Origin of the sequence: Leptospira sarikeiensis, from assembly GCF_004769615.1 — a bacterium.
Classification (GTDB): Bacteria; Spirochaetota; Leptospiria; order Leptospirales; family Leptospiraceae; genus Leptospira_B; species Leptospira_B sarikeiensis.
Map to the genome: position 1 here is coordinate 209,559 of NZ_RQGF01000025.1, position 16,646 is coordinate 226,204.

The 16,646-nt window shown below is 42.8% G+C and carries 15 protein-coding genes; 2 read left to right on the forward strand and 13 right to left on the reverse strand.

Annotated features, from left to right (window positions below):
* Window positions 1-76: 76 nt before the first annotated feature.
* The 6 genes from trpD to EHQ64_RS10205 form a co-directional block, all read right to left on the reverse strand.
* Window positions 77-1,087, reverse strand: coding sequence for an anthranilate phosphoribosyltransferase (gene trpD, locus EHQ64_RS10180; RefSeq protein ID WP_135649376.1), 1,011 nt, complete (start codon window positions 1,085-1,087; stop codon window positions 77-79).
* Window positions 1,077-1,811 carry a CDP-diacylglycerol--glycerol-3-phosphate 3-phosphatidyltransferase gene (gene pgsA, locus EHQ64_RS10185; RefSeq protein WP_135649377.1) on the reverse strand — a complete coding sequence of 245 codons (735 nt, stop codon included), beginning with the start codon at window positions 1,809-1,811 and terminating at the stop codon, window positions 1,077-1,079. The genes trpD and pgsA overlap by 11 nt, the downstream gene beginning before the upstream one ends.
* On the reverse strand, window positions 1,808-3,133 hold the full coding sequence (gene rimO / locus EHQ64_RS10190) for a 30S ribosomal protein S12 methylthiotransferase RimO (RefSeq protein WP_135649378.1): 1,326 nt from the start codon (window positions 3,131-3,133) through the stop codon (window positions 1,808-1,810). The genes pgsA and rimO overlap by 4 nt, the downstream gene beginning before the upstream one ends.
* 7 nt (window positions 3,134-3,140) lie before the next feature.
* Window positions 3,141-4,268 carry a helix-turn-helix domain-containing protein gene (locus EHQ64_RS10195; protein WP_135649379.1) on the reverse strand — a complete coding sequence of 376 codons (1,128 nt, stop codon included), beginning with the start codon at window positions 4,266-4,268 and terminating at the stop codon, window positions 3,141-3,143.
* Window positions 4,269-4,294: 26 nt separating this feature from the next.
* On the reverse strand, window positions 4,295-5,032 hold the full coding sequence (locus EHQ64_RS10200) for a LolA family protein (RefSeq protein ID WP_135649380.1): 738 nt from the start codon (window positions 5,030-5,032) through the stop codon (window positions 4,295-4,297).
* A 99-nt stretch (window positions 5,033-5,131) separates the two neighbouring features.
* Window positions 5,132-7,966: a DNA translocase FtsK gene (locus EHQ64_RS10205; RefSeq protein WP_135649381.1), complete on the reverse strand. Its 2,835-nt coding sequence runs from the start codon at window positions 7,964-7,966 to the stop codon at window positions 5,132-5,134.
* Window positions 7,967-8,128: 162 nt separating this feature from the next.
* Here EHQ64_RS10205 and EHQ64_RS10210 point away from each other — a divergent pair, with 162 nt between their 5' ends.
* The gene (locus EHQ64_RS10210; protein WP_246048686.1) at window positions 8,129-8,380 is read left to right on the forward strand and encodes a type II toxin-antitoxin system Phd/YefM family antitoxin; all 252 of its coding nucleotides are present in this window, start codon (window positions 8,129-8,131) and stop codon (window positions 8,378-8,380) included.
* The gene (locus EHQ64_RS10215) at window positions 8,374-8,793 is read left to right on the forward strand and encodes a type II toxin-antitoxin system VapC family toxin (RefSeq protein ID WP_135649382.1); all 420 of its coding nucleotides are present in this window, start codon (window positions 8,374-8,376) and stop codon (window positions 8,791-8,793) included. The genes EHQ64_RS10210 and EHQ64_RS10215 overlap by 7 nt, the downstream gene beginning before the upstream one ends.
* 95 nt (window positions 8,794-8,888) lie before the next feature.
* Here the strand turns inward: EHQ64_RS10215 and dut are convergent, their stop codons facing one another.
* The 7 genes from dut to infB form a co-directional block, all read right to left on the reverse strand.
* The gene (dut, locus tag EHQ64_RS10220; protein ID WP_135649383.1) at window positions 8,889-9,323 is read right to left on the reverse strand and encodes a dUTP diphosphatase; all 435 of its coding nucleotides are present in this window, start codon (window positions 9,321-9,323) and stop codon (window positions 8,889-8,891) included.
* Between the two features lie 2 nt (window positions 9,324-9,325).
* A complete protein-coding gene (locus tag EHQ64_RS10225) occupies window positions 9,326-10,621 on the reverse strand; it encodes a M16 family metallopeptidase (RefSeq protein ID WP_135649384.1) in 1,296 nt (431 codons plus the stop codon).
* Between the two features lie 39 nt (window positions 10,622-10,660).
* Window positions 10,661-12,748, reverse strand: coding sequence for a polyribonucleotide nucleotidyltransferase (gene pnp, locus EHQ64_RS10230; protein WP_135649385.1), 2,088 nt, complete (start codon window positions 12,746-12,748; stop codon window positions 10,661-10,663).
* An 11-nt stretch (window positions 12,749-12,759) separates the two neighbouring features.
* Window positions 12,760-13,026 carry a 30S ribosomal protein S15 gene (rpsO, locus tag EHQ64_RS10235; RefSeq protein ID WP_135649386.1) on the reverse strand — a complete coding sequence of 89 codons (267 nt, stop codon included), beginning with the start codon at window positions 13,024-13,026 and terminating at the stop codon, window positions 12,760-12,762.
* 51 nt (window positions 13,027-13,077) lie between these two features.
* Complete coding sequence (gene truB, locus EHQ64_RS10240; RefSeq protein ID WP_135649387.1) at window positions 13,078-14,004, reverse strand: tRNA pseudouridine(55) synthase TruB; 927 nt, start codon at window positions 14,002-14,004, stop codon at window positions 13,078-13,080.
* On the reverse strand, window positions 13,961-14,314 hold the full coding sequence (gene rbfA / locus EHQ64_RS10245) for a 30S ribosome-binding factor RbfA (RefSeq protein ID WP_135649388.1): 354 nt from the start codon (window positions 14,312-14,314) through the stop codon (window positions 13,961-13,963). The genes truB and rbfA overlap by 44 nt, the downstream gene beginning before the upstream one ends.
* A 9-nt stretch (window positions 14,315-14,323) precedes the next feature.
* Window positions 14,324-16,646: translation initiation factor IF-2 (infB, locus tag EHQ64_RS10250; RefSeq protein ID WP_135649389.1), on the reverse strand; the 2,323-nt coding region annotated here is incomplete at its 5' end.

The window sequence follows — 16,646 nt, forward strand, 5'->3', positions numbered from 1 at the left end:
GATTTTGAAGATTACTGAGCATACGAAACCTAGTGATTCCTTTTTTGGTCCTTTTTGGGACCAGTATTTTCCTTGATTATCCCTTGGTAATTAAATTTTGAAAGAAGGCGCTTGTTTTTCCGGAAGCCAATTGTTCCAAAGCTGTTTCATATCCTTCTTTAATATTCGAGACCCTTCCCAAGGTATAGAGCCCCGCTCCAGCGTTTAAGGCAACCGCATGGGCACCCGCAATCTTCTCCCCTGCCAGGATCTTACGAGCCAAATGTTCCGCCTTTTCAGGCCCATTTGTAAAAACCTCGTCCGGATCTAGGTCTTTTAGGCCTAATTCTTTCGGGTCGAAATCTTTTCTGGAGATTACACCATCTTCTAAAAGAGTATAATCCGTTTTTTCAAAAATAGAAAACTCATCCAGCCCATCCCTAGAATGGCAAACCAAAGCGCGTTTTAAACCTAAGCCTTGTAGAACTCGGATAAATGTCTCGGTCAGTTCAGGCTCATACACTCCGATGATCTGGTATTGGGGAGAGAAAGGATTACTAAGTGGCCCGATCATATTGAATAAGGTCCTAAAACCTAATTCTCTACGGACAGGTCCTGCAAATTTCATAGACGGATGCCACATAGGCGCGAATAAAAACGCGAATCCACTAGTAATAAGATGAGACTCCACTTCTTCCTGGGTCTTTTCAGTATTATATCCTAATCGAGTAAGGATATCACTAGAACCTGTATGAGAAGAAACGGAACGATTTCCATGTTTTGCAACCTTGATCCCCATAGAAGAGATCACGATCGCAGACAATGTAGAAATATTGACTGTACCTTTCCCGTCCCCCCCGGTTCCACAAGTATCTAGCATATCGAAAGGAAATGCAGTTTTAGGTTTGAGAGCGTTTTTGCGAAGAGCGAGGCAAAATCCAAGTAGCTCGTCTACGGTTTCTCCCTTTGCTCTCATTGCAGTCACGAAGGAAGAAAGTAGGATCTCCGACACTTCTCCTTTCATTACTGAATTGATTACTGCTTCTGCTTCCGGAACGCTTAGGTGTTTTTTTTCTAATACTTTGATGATCGCTTGTCTAATTTCCATTTTTACCGAAGGCCCTCCGTATAGAACTGTAACGAATTACTTCTCGGTTGGAGATCAGATAACGTATTCCTGAAAGAACAGTAATAAGAGTGGTCAGAAGCATTCCGAAATACGGAACAAATCCGCCTAGCCCGAATACAAGTTCGTTCCAACCCGGAGCACCGTTTTCCTGCCAAACTCGAACGAAAGCAACCGCGTTTTCGGAAGCGATCCCGAATACAGTTTGCCCTGCAAGTTTACCACTTTGGTATACTTCGTTGATCAGGATCCTTTTGCTAGAAGAAACCAGGATAAAGAAGACTAAAATAAGAATGATAGCTCCCATCTGGAAGGCGGTCTTCACCTTCCCGAGCATCGTAGTTCGGATGGATTTTCCGAGTCGGATCGCAAGATAACGTAAAGTAGTGATGAGCATATCTCTTCCGATGATAAGTATTACCATCCAAAGTTCTATTTGTTCATGCAAAAAGATGAATGTGGTAAAACATCCCACTACTATGATCTTATCAGCAAGAGGATCTAAGAATTTCCCGAACTCGGTTTCCTGTTTCCATTTACGAGCCAGATAACCATCTATAAAATCTGTAATAGATGCCAAAGAAAAAAGTACTAAAGCGGCGATATGATACGCCTGTTCCTTCTGGTATAAGAACCAGACGAAAAATGGAAGTGAAGCAACTCTAAGTACGGTAAGAGCGTTGGGTAAATTTATATTCGGATTCAAGATTCGAGCCAAGTCCCCATCATATCATATTCGTAAAAGGATTCTATTTTCACTTTTCCGATCGTTCCGGGTTTCAAGGAAGGATCTTCCACATAAACTACTTCGTCTATCTCAGGAGCATCCTGTAATCTTCTGACGACTGCAGTATTTCCTTCGATCCCATCCACGATCGCATCGTATGTTTTACCGATCCTGGATTCGTGGATCTCTTGCAGGATTTTCAAATGTAGATCTCGGATTAAATTGATCCGTTTTGCTTTTTCTTTGTCGGAGACTGTTTGTTGGAAGTCCGCACCTTTGGTCCCTTCCTGAGGAGAATAAGAGAATAAATTCAGTTTTTCAGGACGAGTCTCTTCTACGAATCTTAGGATCTCATCCACGTCTTCTCCTGTTTCTCCGGGAAATCCTAGGATAAAAGAAGTGCGGATCTCCAGATCCGGTCTTACTTCTCTTGCGAGAGAATATAGATCTCTAAACGCGGAATATCCTCCGCTACGATTCATACTTTTAAGTACTCTTTCGGAAACATGTTGCAAAGGTGATTCTAGATATGGAGCGATCTTAGGAGTTTCTCCCATGAGTCTCAGGATCTTTTCAGTCTTCTTATCAGGGTATAAGTATAAAAGACGTAGGATCTCCAACTCTTCTACTTCGGAGACGACCTTGATCATATCCAAAAGTTTGTCCGAATCTTTTCCGTAATACACTGTATCTTGAGACACTAGACAGATCTCTTTGGCTCCCGCAGAAATCGCCCTTCTTGTATCTTTTAGGATCTCTTCTAGAGGAGAATCTACGAATTTACCACGTAAAGAAGGAATGATGCAGAATGCGCAGCCGCGATTACAACCGTCGGAAACTTTTACGTATGCATACGGTTTTGAATAATTCTCTATCTCAGGAGAAAGTTTCATCCTTTCCACTATATCAGAATTGAATTCAGTTTTAGGAACGGAGACGATCTCTCTACGGAAAGCTTCTTTGATGATCTTTCCAGCCTGGGAATATTTTCCGGTTCCAAAAACCAGGTCCACTTCCGGAATTTCTGCGGAGATATCTTTCGGATATCTTTCTGCAAAACATCCTACGACGACTAGTTTTTGCCCTTCTTGTTTTTTAGCATGGGCAGCACCTAGTATCGTTTGGATCGTCTCTTCGGTTGCGGAACGAATAAAAGTACAGGTATTGATCAGATGGAAATCGGACTCTTCCGGTTTTGTAGCCGGAAGAAATCCCTCTTCCAAAAGAGAATGATGCATGCTCATGGAGTCCACAGTGTTTTTTGGACATCCTAGAGTTGTTATGTAGAACTTCTTATCCAAACGAGGCCTACTCGCCTAACTCCTTAATGATAAACTGAGTGCTATCGTAAGGGTTTGGTGTTTTTATATAAACTTTCTTCACTAATTTTCCAGGGCGGCCTAAAACTACTTTCTGTTTTCCGTTCTGGATCATTTCCACTGCGGATCCGTCCCCGACTTTGATCTCTAAGCGATCCTTCGCTTCCAAAGCTTTGTTTTCTCCGGACTGAACGAGACCTCTAAATCCCATTTGCCCGTCTATGATGAATTCCGCATAACTAGGTTTGGAGAAGAACAAGGTAACCTGGATCGGAACATCACCCAATGTTTTGGTGGAATCTTCCCCCTGAGGGTTCTGTTGAACTGTAGTTCCCTGTCTTTCTTCTTCGCTTAAAGAAACTAAGACCTTAGCGGAACTTCCAGTCACACTTTGAGCCGAAATTCTGATACTTCTACGCAATGAGGAAATTTCAGGAATGGAATAACTCAAAACTTTTTCCTGTCCTTCGGACAATCTGAATTTATAAACCGTCAACTCAGGATACACATTGAATGCCAAAACAGCCGTATTGGTATCGGAACCCTGCTCTACTGAAGAGATGAAAAGTTTACATTGTTGATTAGACGCACTGAAACTCACACCTTGGTTGGCGGTTAGAATAAAACTTTCAGGTCTTGTCTCCGGAACGGAACGATTGATGAAGTCTATATTTTCAGGGATTTCAAGTTTACGTCCGCTTTCTTCTGCGACATCGTCACCCGAAGAAAATCCGTCTATAAATGTATACAGAAGGACTACTGCAATAGCGACCATCAGAACGGAGATCGCGGTGATAAGTTTATTCTTATCGAAGTTAAGATCGTAATAGAAATTGGAAGTAGGTTTGGTCAATTCTTCCAGAGGAGCCTGGGACTCTTCTATCTTTTCCCCACGATATAAATTGATCAGCATTCCCGTGTCTAATTTAAGATAACTACCGTAGTTTTTTAAAAAACCGATAGTAAACGTCTCTCCGGGAAACTGAGCATAGTCCTCAGTCTCCAATGCGAGAATATATTTAACGGAAATATTCGTATCCTTGGATACGTCCTTTACAGTGAGCTTTTTTTCTTCCCTAGCCTCTCTAAGGATCTGCCCTACTCGCTTCTGATTCAATTTCGCTCTCCTTTCCTAGGAAGTTTTTATTCTTCCGAAACCAAGGGGTTATTTACGATTTTAGAATTTCCATCCGGACGGAAATTGAACTTTCCATCTTCGATATCCGCATTCGCTTCTAAAGAGGAAAATTCAACGGTGGTGGTTTTACCTCTTCCGTCGCTTGCAACCGCTTTTTTAATGAAAGAAGTCTCAGCATCTACGTAAAGGGTCATGGTCTCGTATCCGCCGATCTTCTCTCTTTGTTCCAAAGCCAATACGAAATATTTACGATTGTCTTTCGGGGACACTTGAGGTTGTTCGATAGATTCGAATTTATAATGATATTTTCTAAAAATCCTGGAAAGTCCCTCTTCAGTCATAGGTGAAAAGATAGGGCCTGATTTATTCGATTTATTTAATGTAAGATCTTGTTTGCCAGCTGCGTTCAATCTTTTGATGAAGATCCAAAGTGTCTTGCCGTCGGAAACGATCTCGTCTCCGGAAGGATCGGAAAATTCATATTTGATCTTTCCTCCCTTCTTGTAATAGCAGATCCCTTTTTTAGTGACCGTCTTTTTGTTCGCTTCGGTCTGGATCACAAAATCAGCTTTGTAAGATTGCAGATCTGAAAAAGTTTTTCTGACTTTTTTAACGACTTCCGACGGGGAATTCCAATGATGTTTTGCGGAAGACTGGGCGAATACTGGAAAGGACGCAAATAAAACGACCAAAACGGTTCCGAGTGCCCTAAATAATGAAATAGTGTTTTTAGTATCTTTCATTCTCAAGAATGCCGGGATTTTTTTCCAGGATGGAGAGTATCCGCCCCCCTGTCACTTGGTTTCTTTTCCCGGCTTGAAAATTCCCGGAATCGGGTCTGTCTAAGCGGATCTTAAAATTTCCCGGCCCTTGGAGCCTAGGATGGGAGAAACATATCCCCTCTCTTCCATAAGTTCCATGATCCTTGCAGCACGATTGTATCCGATCTTCAAACGTCTTTGCAGATAGCTTGCACTCGCTTTCCGATCCGTTCTTACGATTTCCCAGGCCTTATCGAATAATTCCTCGTCCATCTCTTCTACGGATTCGGATTCGGTTTCTTCTTCCAGATCGAAATCTACGTAAGTAGGAGCTCCGTATTTTTTGGCCTCATCCACAATCTTCTCGATCTCTTCTTCCGAAATAAATGGAGCCTGAATTCTCGCGAGATCCGCGGAAGTTGGAGACTTATACAACATATCTCCTTTTCCAAGAAGTGATTCTGCTCCATTCATATCTAGAATGATCTTAGAATCCGTTTTTTGCGCCACATGGAATGCAATCCTTGCAGGACAGTTGGCTTTGATAAGTCCAGTGATCACATCCACGGAAGGTCTTTGGGTCGCCATTACTAGGTGGATACCGACCGCTCTGGATTTCTGGCTGATACGAGTAATCGCATCTTCCAGATCTTTTCCGGAAACCATCATTAGATCCGCAAGCTCGTCTATAAAAACCACAAGGTAAGGCATCTTATTATATCCTTCCTTATGATAATGTTCTTCCACCTTCTCGTTATAAGAACGGAAATCCCTACATTTCAATTGGGAAACTGCTTCGTAACGAGCTTCCATTTCTTGGATGACCCAAGACAAGGACTTGGTTGCCTTACGCGCATCCTTGATCACCGGCATAAGAAGATGTGGGATGTCCTCGAACAAAGTGAGTTCCACCATCTTAGGATCGATCATAATGAATCGAACTTCTTCCGGAGAAAGATTTAAGACTAGAGAAGCGATCATCGCATTCAAACAAACCGACTTACCCGAACCTGTTGTTCCTGCAACAAGCAAGTGAGGAAGTTTGTTTAGATCGATGGATACTAGTTTACCCGAAATATCCTTACCGATCACGATATTTAGATCCTTCTTAGGCTTAGGAGCTAAAGAAGAACGTAATATATCCCCTAAGAAGACATCCTCTCTATGTTTATTCGGGACTTCTATACCGATCGTAGATTTGCCAGGGATCGGAGCTACAATACGGATGTTCTTTACCGCGAGATACATTCTCAGCTCGTCCGTCAAAGAAGTGATCCTTCCGAGTTTCACACCTGGAGGAGGAGTCAATTCGTATCGAGTGATGATCGGACCTCTTTCCCAAGCAACGACCTTGGCTTCGTATCCATAAACTTTAAGAGCGTTTTGGATCTCGAAAGCTACTTTTTCGGATTCCACTTTGAATAATGCGTCCTGGACTTTTGTCGGATTACTATGCAATCGGTTCAAAGGAATATGATATACAGAACGTTTGGATCTGAAGATCGGAACCATAGAAACTGGAGCAAATGGAAGCTCGGATTGTTTCTGTTTTTCCACAATATCTTTCTTCTTTTCAAGAACAGGCGTAGGAGTTACTACAGGTGGAAGGACTTCCGGTTCGACGGAAATTTCTTCTTCCTCTTCGAACTCTTCCTCCTCATCCAGCTCCTCTTCGCCTGCTTCTTCTTCATCCGACTCTTCTGAGGAATCTTCCTCTTCTACCCATTCTTCAGAATCGGCTTCCTCTTCTTCCTCTTGGAAATTATGAGGAGCCTCATTCAGCTCTTCAATTTCTTCCTCGTCAAAAACTTCAGGCTCGGAATACGAAACGATTTCTTCCTGTTCGGAAACTTTTGGTTCTTCTTTACGGAAAAATTCGGAAGTAGATCTCTCGCTACGAAGATCCAGGATCTCCCAGCCTTTTTTAGAAGGTGTAGGAACTTCTTCCTTTTTCTCCGGAACTCCATAAACTTTTTCTAAGAGTCGAGTAGAAGCACTTTGGAATTGGAAAACTTTTCTATCTTCTTCAAAAAATCCTTGGAGAATTCCAGAGTTCTTATACTGAACATTCTCTTCATGAGTATAAGAAGGTTTTGTATTCTCTTTTGCCTTTTGGATATAAGATCCTAAATTTGCCGGAGACTTTGGCGAAGCCTGGGAGTTAGAAGATTGGCCTGAAACTTCTTTGCGAAACCAAGGAGGAATATTTTCTTCCGACACTTCAGGTTCATTTTGTTTCCAAGTATTCATCATGCTCGAAAGCCCCTTGGACCAATCCGTCTTATTGCTCTTAGAAAAAACAGACTCGTAGTTTCCGATCTCTTCTTCTTTTTTCATTTTCCCGCTACCGTAACCAGCCAGCCATTGGTCCTTCCAATCTCTTCCACTTTGAGCAAGAAGTCTTCCGAGGAAATGGACCGGAGATTCATTCAAATAAACTAAAATTCCGTAAAAATAGACCACGAAATGGATGAGAAGTCTTCCGGTGGAGCCTAGTAAATATTCCAAAGCCACTGCAAGTGCCTGACCAAGAACTCCTCCGTTCGAAGCAAAAGGGATCGTAGAAACATTTCCGAAAACATTCAAACTCACCGCGACTGCAAGTAGGAACAATGGGATGGTAAGAAGTTTATTCGTTACATCCTGAGCAGGTTTTGCGAGAAGGATCCCGCCAGTTAGAATGAGCATGATCCCGGGAACAAAGGACGCATTTCCGAATAAGTATAAAAATCCCCAAGATAGAAAATGCCCGAGTCTTCCGAATAAATTCGCGTCTACCCCATTCTCCGCGATCGTGAAAGAACCAAGAGAAAGAGTGAGAAAAATCCCGCTAAAAAGAAGAAGATACGGTAAGGCAGCCCTTCCTTTCTCCCAAATCGCTATATTTTGTCCGACTATTTGGTCCTTTCTATCCATACCCCCTAAGCATCGGCAGAAAACCGAAATCCGAAAAGAGACAAAATACTGAAAAAAAGGATCCGAGGGTTCGCACCGGAGCACAAGGAATGAGTTTTCCGGTCTTCTTTTCATTTTTAGGTTGAAAAATTAAATCAACCAGTTAATAGACTAGTGTTTATTGTGAATATAAACATCGAGCAGGTTTCCGCATTTCAGGCGAAGACTCATTTATCAGAATTACTCAAAAAAGTCCAAGCAGGAGAAGTCTTTGTGATCACACATAGAGGAAAACCGATCGCTAAAATTGTTCCTTTTTCGGAAGAGATCGAATTCGATCCTAAAGAGGGGCTCAGTACTTTAAAAAAGATCAGATCTAGCATTTCTTCGAAGGTAAATATTAAAGAATTTATCAACGAAGGCCGCAAATGGTAAAACTCTGGGTTTTAGATTGTTCTTTAGCAGCAGCAAGTTTTTTACCGGATGAAAAGTCTTCCAAAGCGGATCAGTTTTTGCAATCGATCAGCAAAACTGTACGAACTATAGTTCCGAGCCTTTGGTGGTACGAATTCAATAATGTACTCTTAGTTTCTAAAAGAAGAAAACGGTTAAACGATCTACAAACAAAACAGATCATTTCCATTTTCGAATCTCTGCCGATCGAATTCGATATTAATCTTTCTTTCGAGGTTTTCCGCCATATCCAAGAGTTAGCGGAGACTCATAATCTCTCATCCTACGACGCCTCTTACTTTGAACTTTGTATTCGCAAAGGCGCGGGCATCGCAACCCTTGACGAACAGGTTACTTCAATTGCCAAAAAGTTAAAAATAGAAGTTTTTAAATGAAGCTTCTGAGTTTTGCACAGAGATCACGGAGTTCACAGAGGTAAAAAATCTCCGTGTTCTCAGTGCACTCTGTGTGAAACTGAATTCTCTTTTACTTAAAGACCGGTGCTACCGAAACCGCCTGCTCCTCTTTCGGATTCAGGAAGTTCGGAAACTAGTTCCCAATCCGTATGCCAAGTGCGGCGAATTAAAAGTTGGGCAATCCTGGTTTTGTCTTCCAGAATATAAGCTTCTTTCCCTAAATTCAAAAGAGGGACCATGAGTTCCCCTCTATAATCGGAATCGATCGTGCCTGGAGTATTCGGAATTAAGATCTTAAATTTAGTGGAAAATCCGGAGCGAGGACGAATTTCAAAATGAAATCCTTCCGGGATCGCAAAAGAAAGACCTGTCGGAACTAAAACAACTTCTCCCACGGGTAAGGTTAAGGAAGATTCTAAACAAGCAGCGATATCATAACCCGCAGAACCGGAAGTTTTGATCTCGGGAAGTAATGCTTTGTCTTTTAGTTTTTTAACAGGGATTTTCATGATCAGGAATATGAGTAAGACTCGAAAATGGATTTTATTTTTTGCTCTTCTTTCGTTTTCAATTTTGCCAAAACGGAAAGATGTAATTTAGGTAATGCGAATATTCTACGGATCGTCCCGTTTACTTCTTCTTCCGTTACCGAATGGATCTCTTTGATCCTGTCTTCTAAAGAATTATATTTTCCATAATACAATTCTTGGAACGCTATATTATTCATCCTACTTTCAGTATGTTCGTAACCGATAGAAAGACTTCCCTCGTGATTTGTTTTCGCGTCCCTTAATTCTTCGGAAGTCACTCCCTTATCTACGAAAAGTCTTAATTCTTGAAGGATCAGTTCCAAACTTTCCGCAAATCTTTCTTTGGAAGTGGAACAAACGATCGAGTTAATCCCGATATCTCTATAGGAAGAAGGGTAACTTGTGATATGATAACAAAGTCCTTTCTCCTCTCTCACTTTTTGGAAGAGGCGAGAAGACATTCCACCGCCTAAAACATGGGTTAAAAGAGAAAGCCTGGTCGCATCGTGGAAATTTCTCGGGAAACCTTCTCCACCTAAAATAAAATAAGCCTGTTCTGTTTCTTTATTCCCTTTGCGGAAGTATCCGAATTCTTTTTTAGGAGTTTCGAATGTTCCTTCTTTTCCTTTTTTAGGGGAATAAGAGAAATATTTGGAAACCAGATCAAATACGAACTCGGGCTCGTAATTTCCGGAGAGAGAAAGGATCATATTCTCCGGGTGATAATAGGTTTCATAAAATTTTCTTAAACTAGATGGAGTGACTCCTCGAATGGAGGCTTCTGTTCCGATTATATCCCTTCCCAAAGAATTTCCCGGGAAAAGATTATTATAGTAGAAGTCATGAACTCCGTCTTCGGGAGAATCTTCGTAACCTTTCATTTCTTCCAGGACTACTTCTGCTTCTGTTTTGATATCCTGGTCTCTGAATAAAGGTTGGAACATCATCTCGGAAAATAATGTAAGTCCGAGTTCCAGATCCCTGGAAGCTAAGGTTGCATGAAAATAAGTATATTCTCTGGAAGTAGCGGCGTTAGAATAAGCACCTACTCTTTCCCAGTCTTCTGCCTGTTGTTTCGCGGTTCTCTTTTCCGTATCCTTGAAAAGCATATGCTCCAAGAAATGGCAATAACCTGCAGTCTCTAAAATTTCTGAACGAGACCCTACTTTAACATAAACACCTAAGGAGGCGCTAACCGAGTACGGAGCTCTTTGGAAGAGGACTGTAAGTCCGTTCCCTAAAACTTTTTTATGATTTTTTTCTTCTAGAAAAACCAATAGTCTACCCGGCGGGGAACCCGCCGGTCTTCGATTCTATTAAACTTCGAGAGCGTCTCTTCTGGAAAGATCGATCTTACCTGTTTTGTCCACGTTTAATACGCGAACTCGGATAATCTCACCTTCTTTCACAACGTCTTTTACGGAATTTACTCTTTTAGAGTCCAGTTTGGAAATATGGCAAAGCCCTTCCTTACCAGGAAGAATTTCCACAAAGGCACCGAAATCGGTGATACGTTTCACTTTACCTTCGTAAATTTTTCCTACTTCCACTTCCGCGAAGAACCCTTCTACCATACCGGCAGCTTTTTCCGCTTGCTCTTGGTTCGCTCCGGCGATCGTCACTTTTCCATCGTCGTCTATATTGATATCCGCTCCGGAAGCTTCGATGATCCCTCTGATGTTTTTACCACCAGGACCAATCAATTCACCGATACGATCTTTCGGTATATACTTAACGATAATTCTAGGCGCAGTTCTGGAAACAGAATCCGCAGCCTTGGAAATGGATTTTTCCATCACATCTAAGATATGGAAACGAGCCTTTTCTGCTTGAGAGAATACCGCTTCCAATACGTTAAACGCAACACCGGTAACTTTTAAGTCCATTTGAAATGCAGTGATCCCTTTTCTGGTCCCTGCAATCTTACAGTCCATATCTCCGAAATGGTCTTCGAGACCTGCGATATCGGATAATACTGCAAATCTTCCGCCTTCGTCCGAGAATAATCCCATCGCGATCCCGGATACTGCAGATTTTACTGGAACTCCTGCAGCCATCAATGCTAAGGATCCGGAACAAACGGAAGCCATGGAAGAAGATCCATTGGATTCTAAAATTTCGGATACTACGCGGATCACGTAAGGGAATTTATCTTGGTCCGGAAGAACAAGTTTCAAAGCTCTTTCCGCTAAATTCCCGTGACCGATCTCTCTTCTTCCCGGGCCGGAAGATCTTCTAACTTCTCCCACTGAGAAAGCAGGGAAGTTATAATGTAACATGAAGTTCTTTTCTTTTTGGCCTTCAAGAGTCTCGTAACGTTGGTTATCCGAAGCGGTTCCTAAAGTTACGGTTCCAAGAGATTGAGTCTGACCTCTTGTAAATACTGCAGAACCATGGACTCCTGGAAGTGGGCTCATCTCTACGGAAATATTTCGGATCTCATCCAATTTTCTTCCGTCGAAACGAACTCCTTCTTTAAGCACCTGCTCTCTAACGATCTCGTATTCAAGTTCGTGTAGGAAGTTTTTGATATCTTTGATCTTTTCGGATTCCGTCACTGTTTGTTTGAAGTATTCGACTACTTCTTTATTAACTGCAGCAACTTCCTTATTTCTGGAAGCCTTATCAGCAGTTTTGTTTGCAGCGGATAATTTATCGAATGCGTATTTACGAGCCTCACCTAAAAGAGTCTCGTCTTTCACTTTCAGTTTAACTTCTTTTTTAATTGTTCCAAGTTCTTTGGCCCAATTTTCTTGAAGTTCAACAAACTTAGCGATATGTCCTTGGGCAAATTTAAGAGCTTCCAACATTTCCGTATTGGAAAGTTCTTTTGCCTCGCCTTCGATCATAACGATATGAGTTTTAGTTCCGGCAACGATCAGATCCAAATCGGAATTCTGAAGTTCTTTATTTCCCGGATTAAGAACAAGTTCTCCGTTAATTCTTCCAACTCTTGCTCCTGCAATCGGACCGTTAAAAGGAATATTAGAGATTGTTAATGCTGCCGAAGCTGCGTTCAACGCGTGACCCGCAGTTGAGATCTCATTGTCTGCAGAAAGAACGGTTACTTGCAATTGCACTTCGCAGAAATATCCTTCCGGAAAAAGAGGACGGATCGGTCTGTCTATGATCCTAGAATTTAGGACCTCATGCTCGTAAGGTTTCGCTTCTCTTTTGAAATAACCGCCTGGAAATCTACCTACGGAGTAGATTTTCTCAGAGTATTCGCAGGTTAATGGGAAAAAATCTTGGCCTTCTTTCGGTTCATCTGCTGCACAAACTGTAGCAAGTAGAACTAAATTTCCGGTTTTATATACTACGGACCCGTGGGCTTGCTTCGCCCAGTCTCCCGTTTCGAGAGTGATGGAATCACGGCCAAATTGGCCATTTATTGTTTTAGCCATGAAGGAACTCCTTACTTGCGGAGTCCGAGAGTTTCGATCAGTTTTTTATAACGTTCTAGATTTTGGCGTTTTAGATATTCCAATAATTTTTTACGTTTACTAACTAATTTAAGAAGGCCTGTTTTAGAATGAAAATCTTTCTTATGAGTCTTAAAATGCTCGTTCAAATCTTTGATTTGAGCGTCTAAAAGGGCGACTTGAACTTCCGTTGAACCGGTGTCCCCTTGAGCTTTTGCAAATGTGGATATAATTTGCTTCTTTTGTTCCGTAGTTACCATAGTTTGATTGTACCTGCTGCCAATTTTCGGGGGCCTACCCCCCTGTCCAAGCTAAATTTTAGAAAAGACCTTCAAATATTTATAAGAAAGGCTGCCAGGAAGTCCCTCCCTCCTGCAATACGCCAAAATCTCACCTTCCGGAGAAGTAAGTAGGAATTCCTGGGCCGGAATCCAGTCCAGTTTGATCTTTTTCCCATGAAATACGTCTTTTACTTCCGTACTAGGGATCTCTACCGAGGGAATATCCAGAATTTCTTCCGGCGGATGGATGATCACTTTTCCAAGGAGTAATGCCTCGTATGTATCTGCATTCTCTAACTTCAACTTCCCCACCTTAGTGCGGTTTAAGCTCTTGAGGCACATCGGAATACCTGCTTCCTGGCCGATATCCATGACTAATTTTCGGATATAAGTCCCGCCTGAAACCTTTGTCCTGAGTTTAAAACCTTCTCCGCATAACTCTGAGGTTTCGAATTCGAATATCTTAATTTTACGAATGCTTGGAGGGACTGAAATCCCTTCTCTGAATAATTTTGCCCTTCTCTGCCCTTGGACTTTCAGAGCGGAAACTTCAGGAGCCACTTGCTCTTCCCAAGTGCAAACCTTGGAAAGAATTTCTTCTAACTTTGCTCTGGATTCTACATACCATCTTTGGATCTTAGAAGTTTCCCAGTCCTCGGTTACGAGCCCTTCTCTGTCCCCGGAGTCTGTAGAAAAACCGAATTGGACTTCTGCTTCGTATTCTTTGTCTTTTCCTAAAAATACTTGGGAGAAGCTAGTAGAAGTTCCTATAGGAAGTAGCATAAGACCGGAAGCGGCTTTGTCTAAGGTCCCGGTATGACCTACTTTTTTTAATCCAAGAGTCTTTTTAGCTTTTAAGACCAAATCGGAAGAAGTCATTCCGACCGGCTTATCTAAAAGTAAAAACCCGGATTCAGTCCGGATTTGTTGGCTTTCTCGTAAGTCGGAGGGATTCATCTAAACCTTGGATATATTCTTCGTCCCAGACAAAACTGATCCTAGGAGTGATCCTTAGATTGAGTTTCGTAGAGAGAGTTGCGGCAAATTTACCCGAGGCGCTATTCAGGCCTGCGAGTAATTTTTCCTTCTTCTTGTCAGTGCAGATAGCAGTGACGTACACTTTCAGATTTTTTGAGTCGTCGGAAATTTCCGATCTATGAACGGAAACCATATGCACCCGAGGATCCTTGACTTTTCCGGCAAGGATCATCATGGCTACGGTACGAACCGTTTCCGCTTCGATTTTCCTTTTACGGATCGGATTCAATTCCCACTCCTACTCAAGCTTACGTTTTACTACGGTGACAGTGTATGCTTCGATTGTGTCTCCGACTTTGAAGTCGTTATAATTATCCAATTGGATACCACATTCGAAGTTGTTCAGTACTTCGTTCACTTCGTCTTTGAATCTTCGTAGAGATTTGAGTTTTCCGTCGAACACTTGGACTCCGTCGCTGATCACGCGGATACCGGAAACTTTTGTGATCTTTCCAGTCGTGATCATACAACCTGCGATGTTTCCGATCTTGGAAACTTTGAAGACTTCTCTGATCTCCGCAGTTCCAATAACCTCTTCGATCCTTTCCGGTTCGAGAAGTCCTTCCATCGCCATCTTGATCTCGTCTACAACTTGATAGATAATGCTGTAGTATTTGATCTGAACGCCTTCTTTTTCTGCGAGTGAGATCGTCTTAGGGTTCGCCGCGCGAACATGGAATCCGATAACGATCGCATTGGAAGCGGATGCAAGCATCACGTCTGTATCCACAATCGCTCCCGCTCCAGACTGGATCACATTCAGTTTCACATCAGAAGTGGAAAGTTTTTCCAATGCTTCTTTGATCGCTTCCGCAGAACCGCGAACGTCCGCTTTGATGATTACTTTCAGTTCTTTTAGCGCACCCTGTTTGATGAACTCGTTCATGTTCTCGAGGGTTACTTTGGAACCTGCAGCTCCAGCGTTTCCGATCCTTTCGAATTCGATACGGTGTTGAGAGATATTTCTTGCTTCTTTCTCGTCTTCTACAGAGTCAAAAGGTGCTCCAGCATCAGGGACTCCGTCGAGACCAGTTACCTGAACAGGGAAAGCAGGTCCTGCTTCCTTGATTAGATGACCGTAATCATCATACATTGCTCTCACTCTACCGGAGAATATTCCCGCCACAAACGGATCGCCTACTCTTAGGGTTCCATTTTGGATCAGAACAGTCGCTACTGCTCCACGGCCCGGATCAAGTTTCGCTTCTACAATCGTTCCTTTTGCTCTACGTTTCGGATTCGCTTTCAGATCCAGAACTTCTGCTTGTAGAAGTACCGATTCTAAAAGTTTATCGATCCCGATATTCTCTTTCGCAGAGATCTTGCAATACATAGTGTCCCCGCCCCATTCTTCCGATTGGAGTCCATGGTTCGCGAGTTCCTGCATGATCTTATCAGGATTTGCAGAAGGTAGATCCACTTTGTTAATAGCTACGATAATTGGGACTTTAGCATCCTTAGCATGTGACAATGCTTCTAATGTTTGAGGCATTACACCGTCATCCGCTGCGACTACAAGGATTACGATATCTGTAACTTTCGCTCCCCTTGCTCTCATGGATGTAAACGCTTCGTGACCAGGAGTATCCAAGAAGGTGATTTCCCCTCTGGAAGTTTTTACCTGATAAGCACCGATATGCTGAGTAATTCCACCGGATTCGGTATCGATCACTGAAGATTTACGGATTGTATCCAATAGTTTTGTCTTACCATGGTCAACGTGACCCATGATGGTAACGACAGGAGGTCTGTGGATATAATCTTCAGGACTGTCTTTTTCCTCATCGATTAGAGTTTCTTCATATAGAGAAACTACTTTTACCTTACAGCCGTATTCGTCAGCGAGGATCGAAGCAGTTTCTGCATCGATGATATTATTGATAGTCACCATCATTCCCATTTTCATGAGTTTTCCGATAACGTCTCCCGGCTTAAGATTCATTTTCTTAGCCAGTTCTCCTACTTGCACGTTCTCTAATAGAGTAATCTCTTTCGGAACGGAAACACCAGTAGGTCCGCTTACTTTCTGTTTTTTGTAATTCTGTCTGTAGAATCTAGAGTTTTCAGAACCTTCCTGACCTTCCGGTCTTCCGCCTCTATCTTTATCATTACGTTTTTTGCCGGAAGGAACACCTCTTCCGCCTTCTACAGGTCCTAAACCTGGAGGTGGTCCACCAGCTCCAGGTCCTCCTGGACCACTACGGAATCCTCCGCCACCTTGGCCACCACGGAAACCTCCGCCTGGACCTCCTTGGCCTCCTCTAAATCCGCCGCCCTGGCCTCCACCTGGACCGCCGCCGCGATAGCCTCCACCGCCTTGGCCACCTTGACCTCCACGGTATCCACCACCCTGACCGCCTCCTTGGCCGCCACGGTAACCGCCGCCACCTTGACCGCCTTGGTATCCACCGCCCTGGCCACCCTGACCTCCGCGATATCCACCGCCGCCTTGACCGCCTTGGTAACCTCCACCGCCTTCGCGGTTTTGATAACCTTGGTTTCCATCGGGACGATTTCCGCGGTAGTTTCCACCACCACCTTCGCGGTTCTGGTTAGCAGAA

Coding starts and splice junctions, on each gene's coding strand:
- dut (WP_135649383.1), bottom strand. CDS start 9,323: ATGAAAATCCCTGTTAAAAAACTAAAAGACAAAGCATTACTTCCCGAG.
- pnp (WP_135649385.1), bottom strand. CDS start 12,748: ATGGCTAAAACAATAAATGGCCAATTTGGCCGTGATTCCATCACTCTC.
- EHQ64_RS10200 (WP_135649380.1), bottom strand. CDS start 5,032: ATGAAAGATACTAAAAACACTATTTCATTATTTAGGGCACTCGGAACC.
- rpsO (WP_135649386.1), bottom strand. CDS start 13,026: ATGGTAACTACGGAACAAAAGAAGCAAATTATATCCACATTTGCAAAA.
- truB (WP_135649387.1), bottom strand. CDS start 14,004: ATGAATCCCTCCGACTTACGAGAAAGCCAACAAATCCGGACTGAATCC.
- EHQ64_RS10215 (WP_135649382.1), top strand. CDS start 8,374: ATGGTAAAACTCTGGGTTTTAGATTGTTCTTTAGCAGCAGCAAGTTTT.
- trpD (WP_135649376.1), bottom strand. CDS start 1,087: ATGGAAATTAGACAAGCGATCATCAAAGTATTAGAAAAAAAACACCTA.
- EHQ64_RS10205 (WP_135649381.1), bottom strand. CDS start 7,966: ATGGATAGAAAGGACCAAATAGTCGGACAAAATATAGCGATTTGGGAG.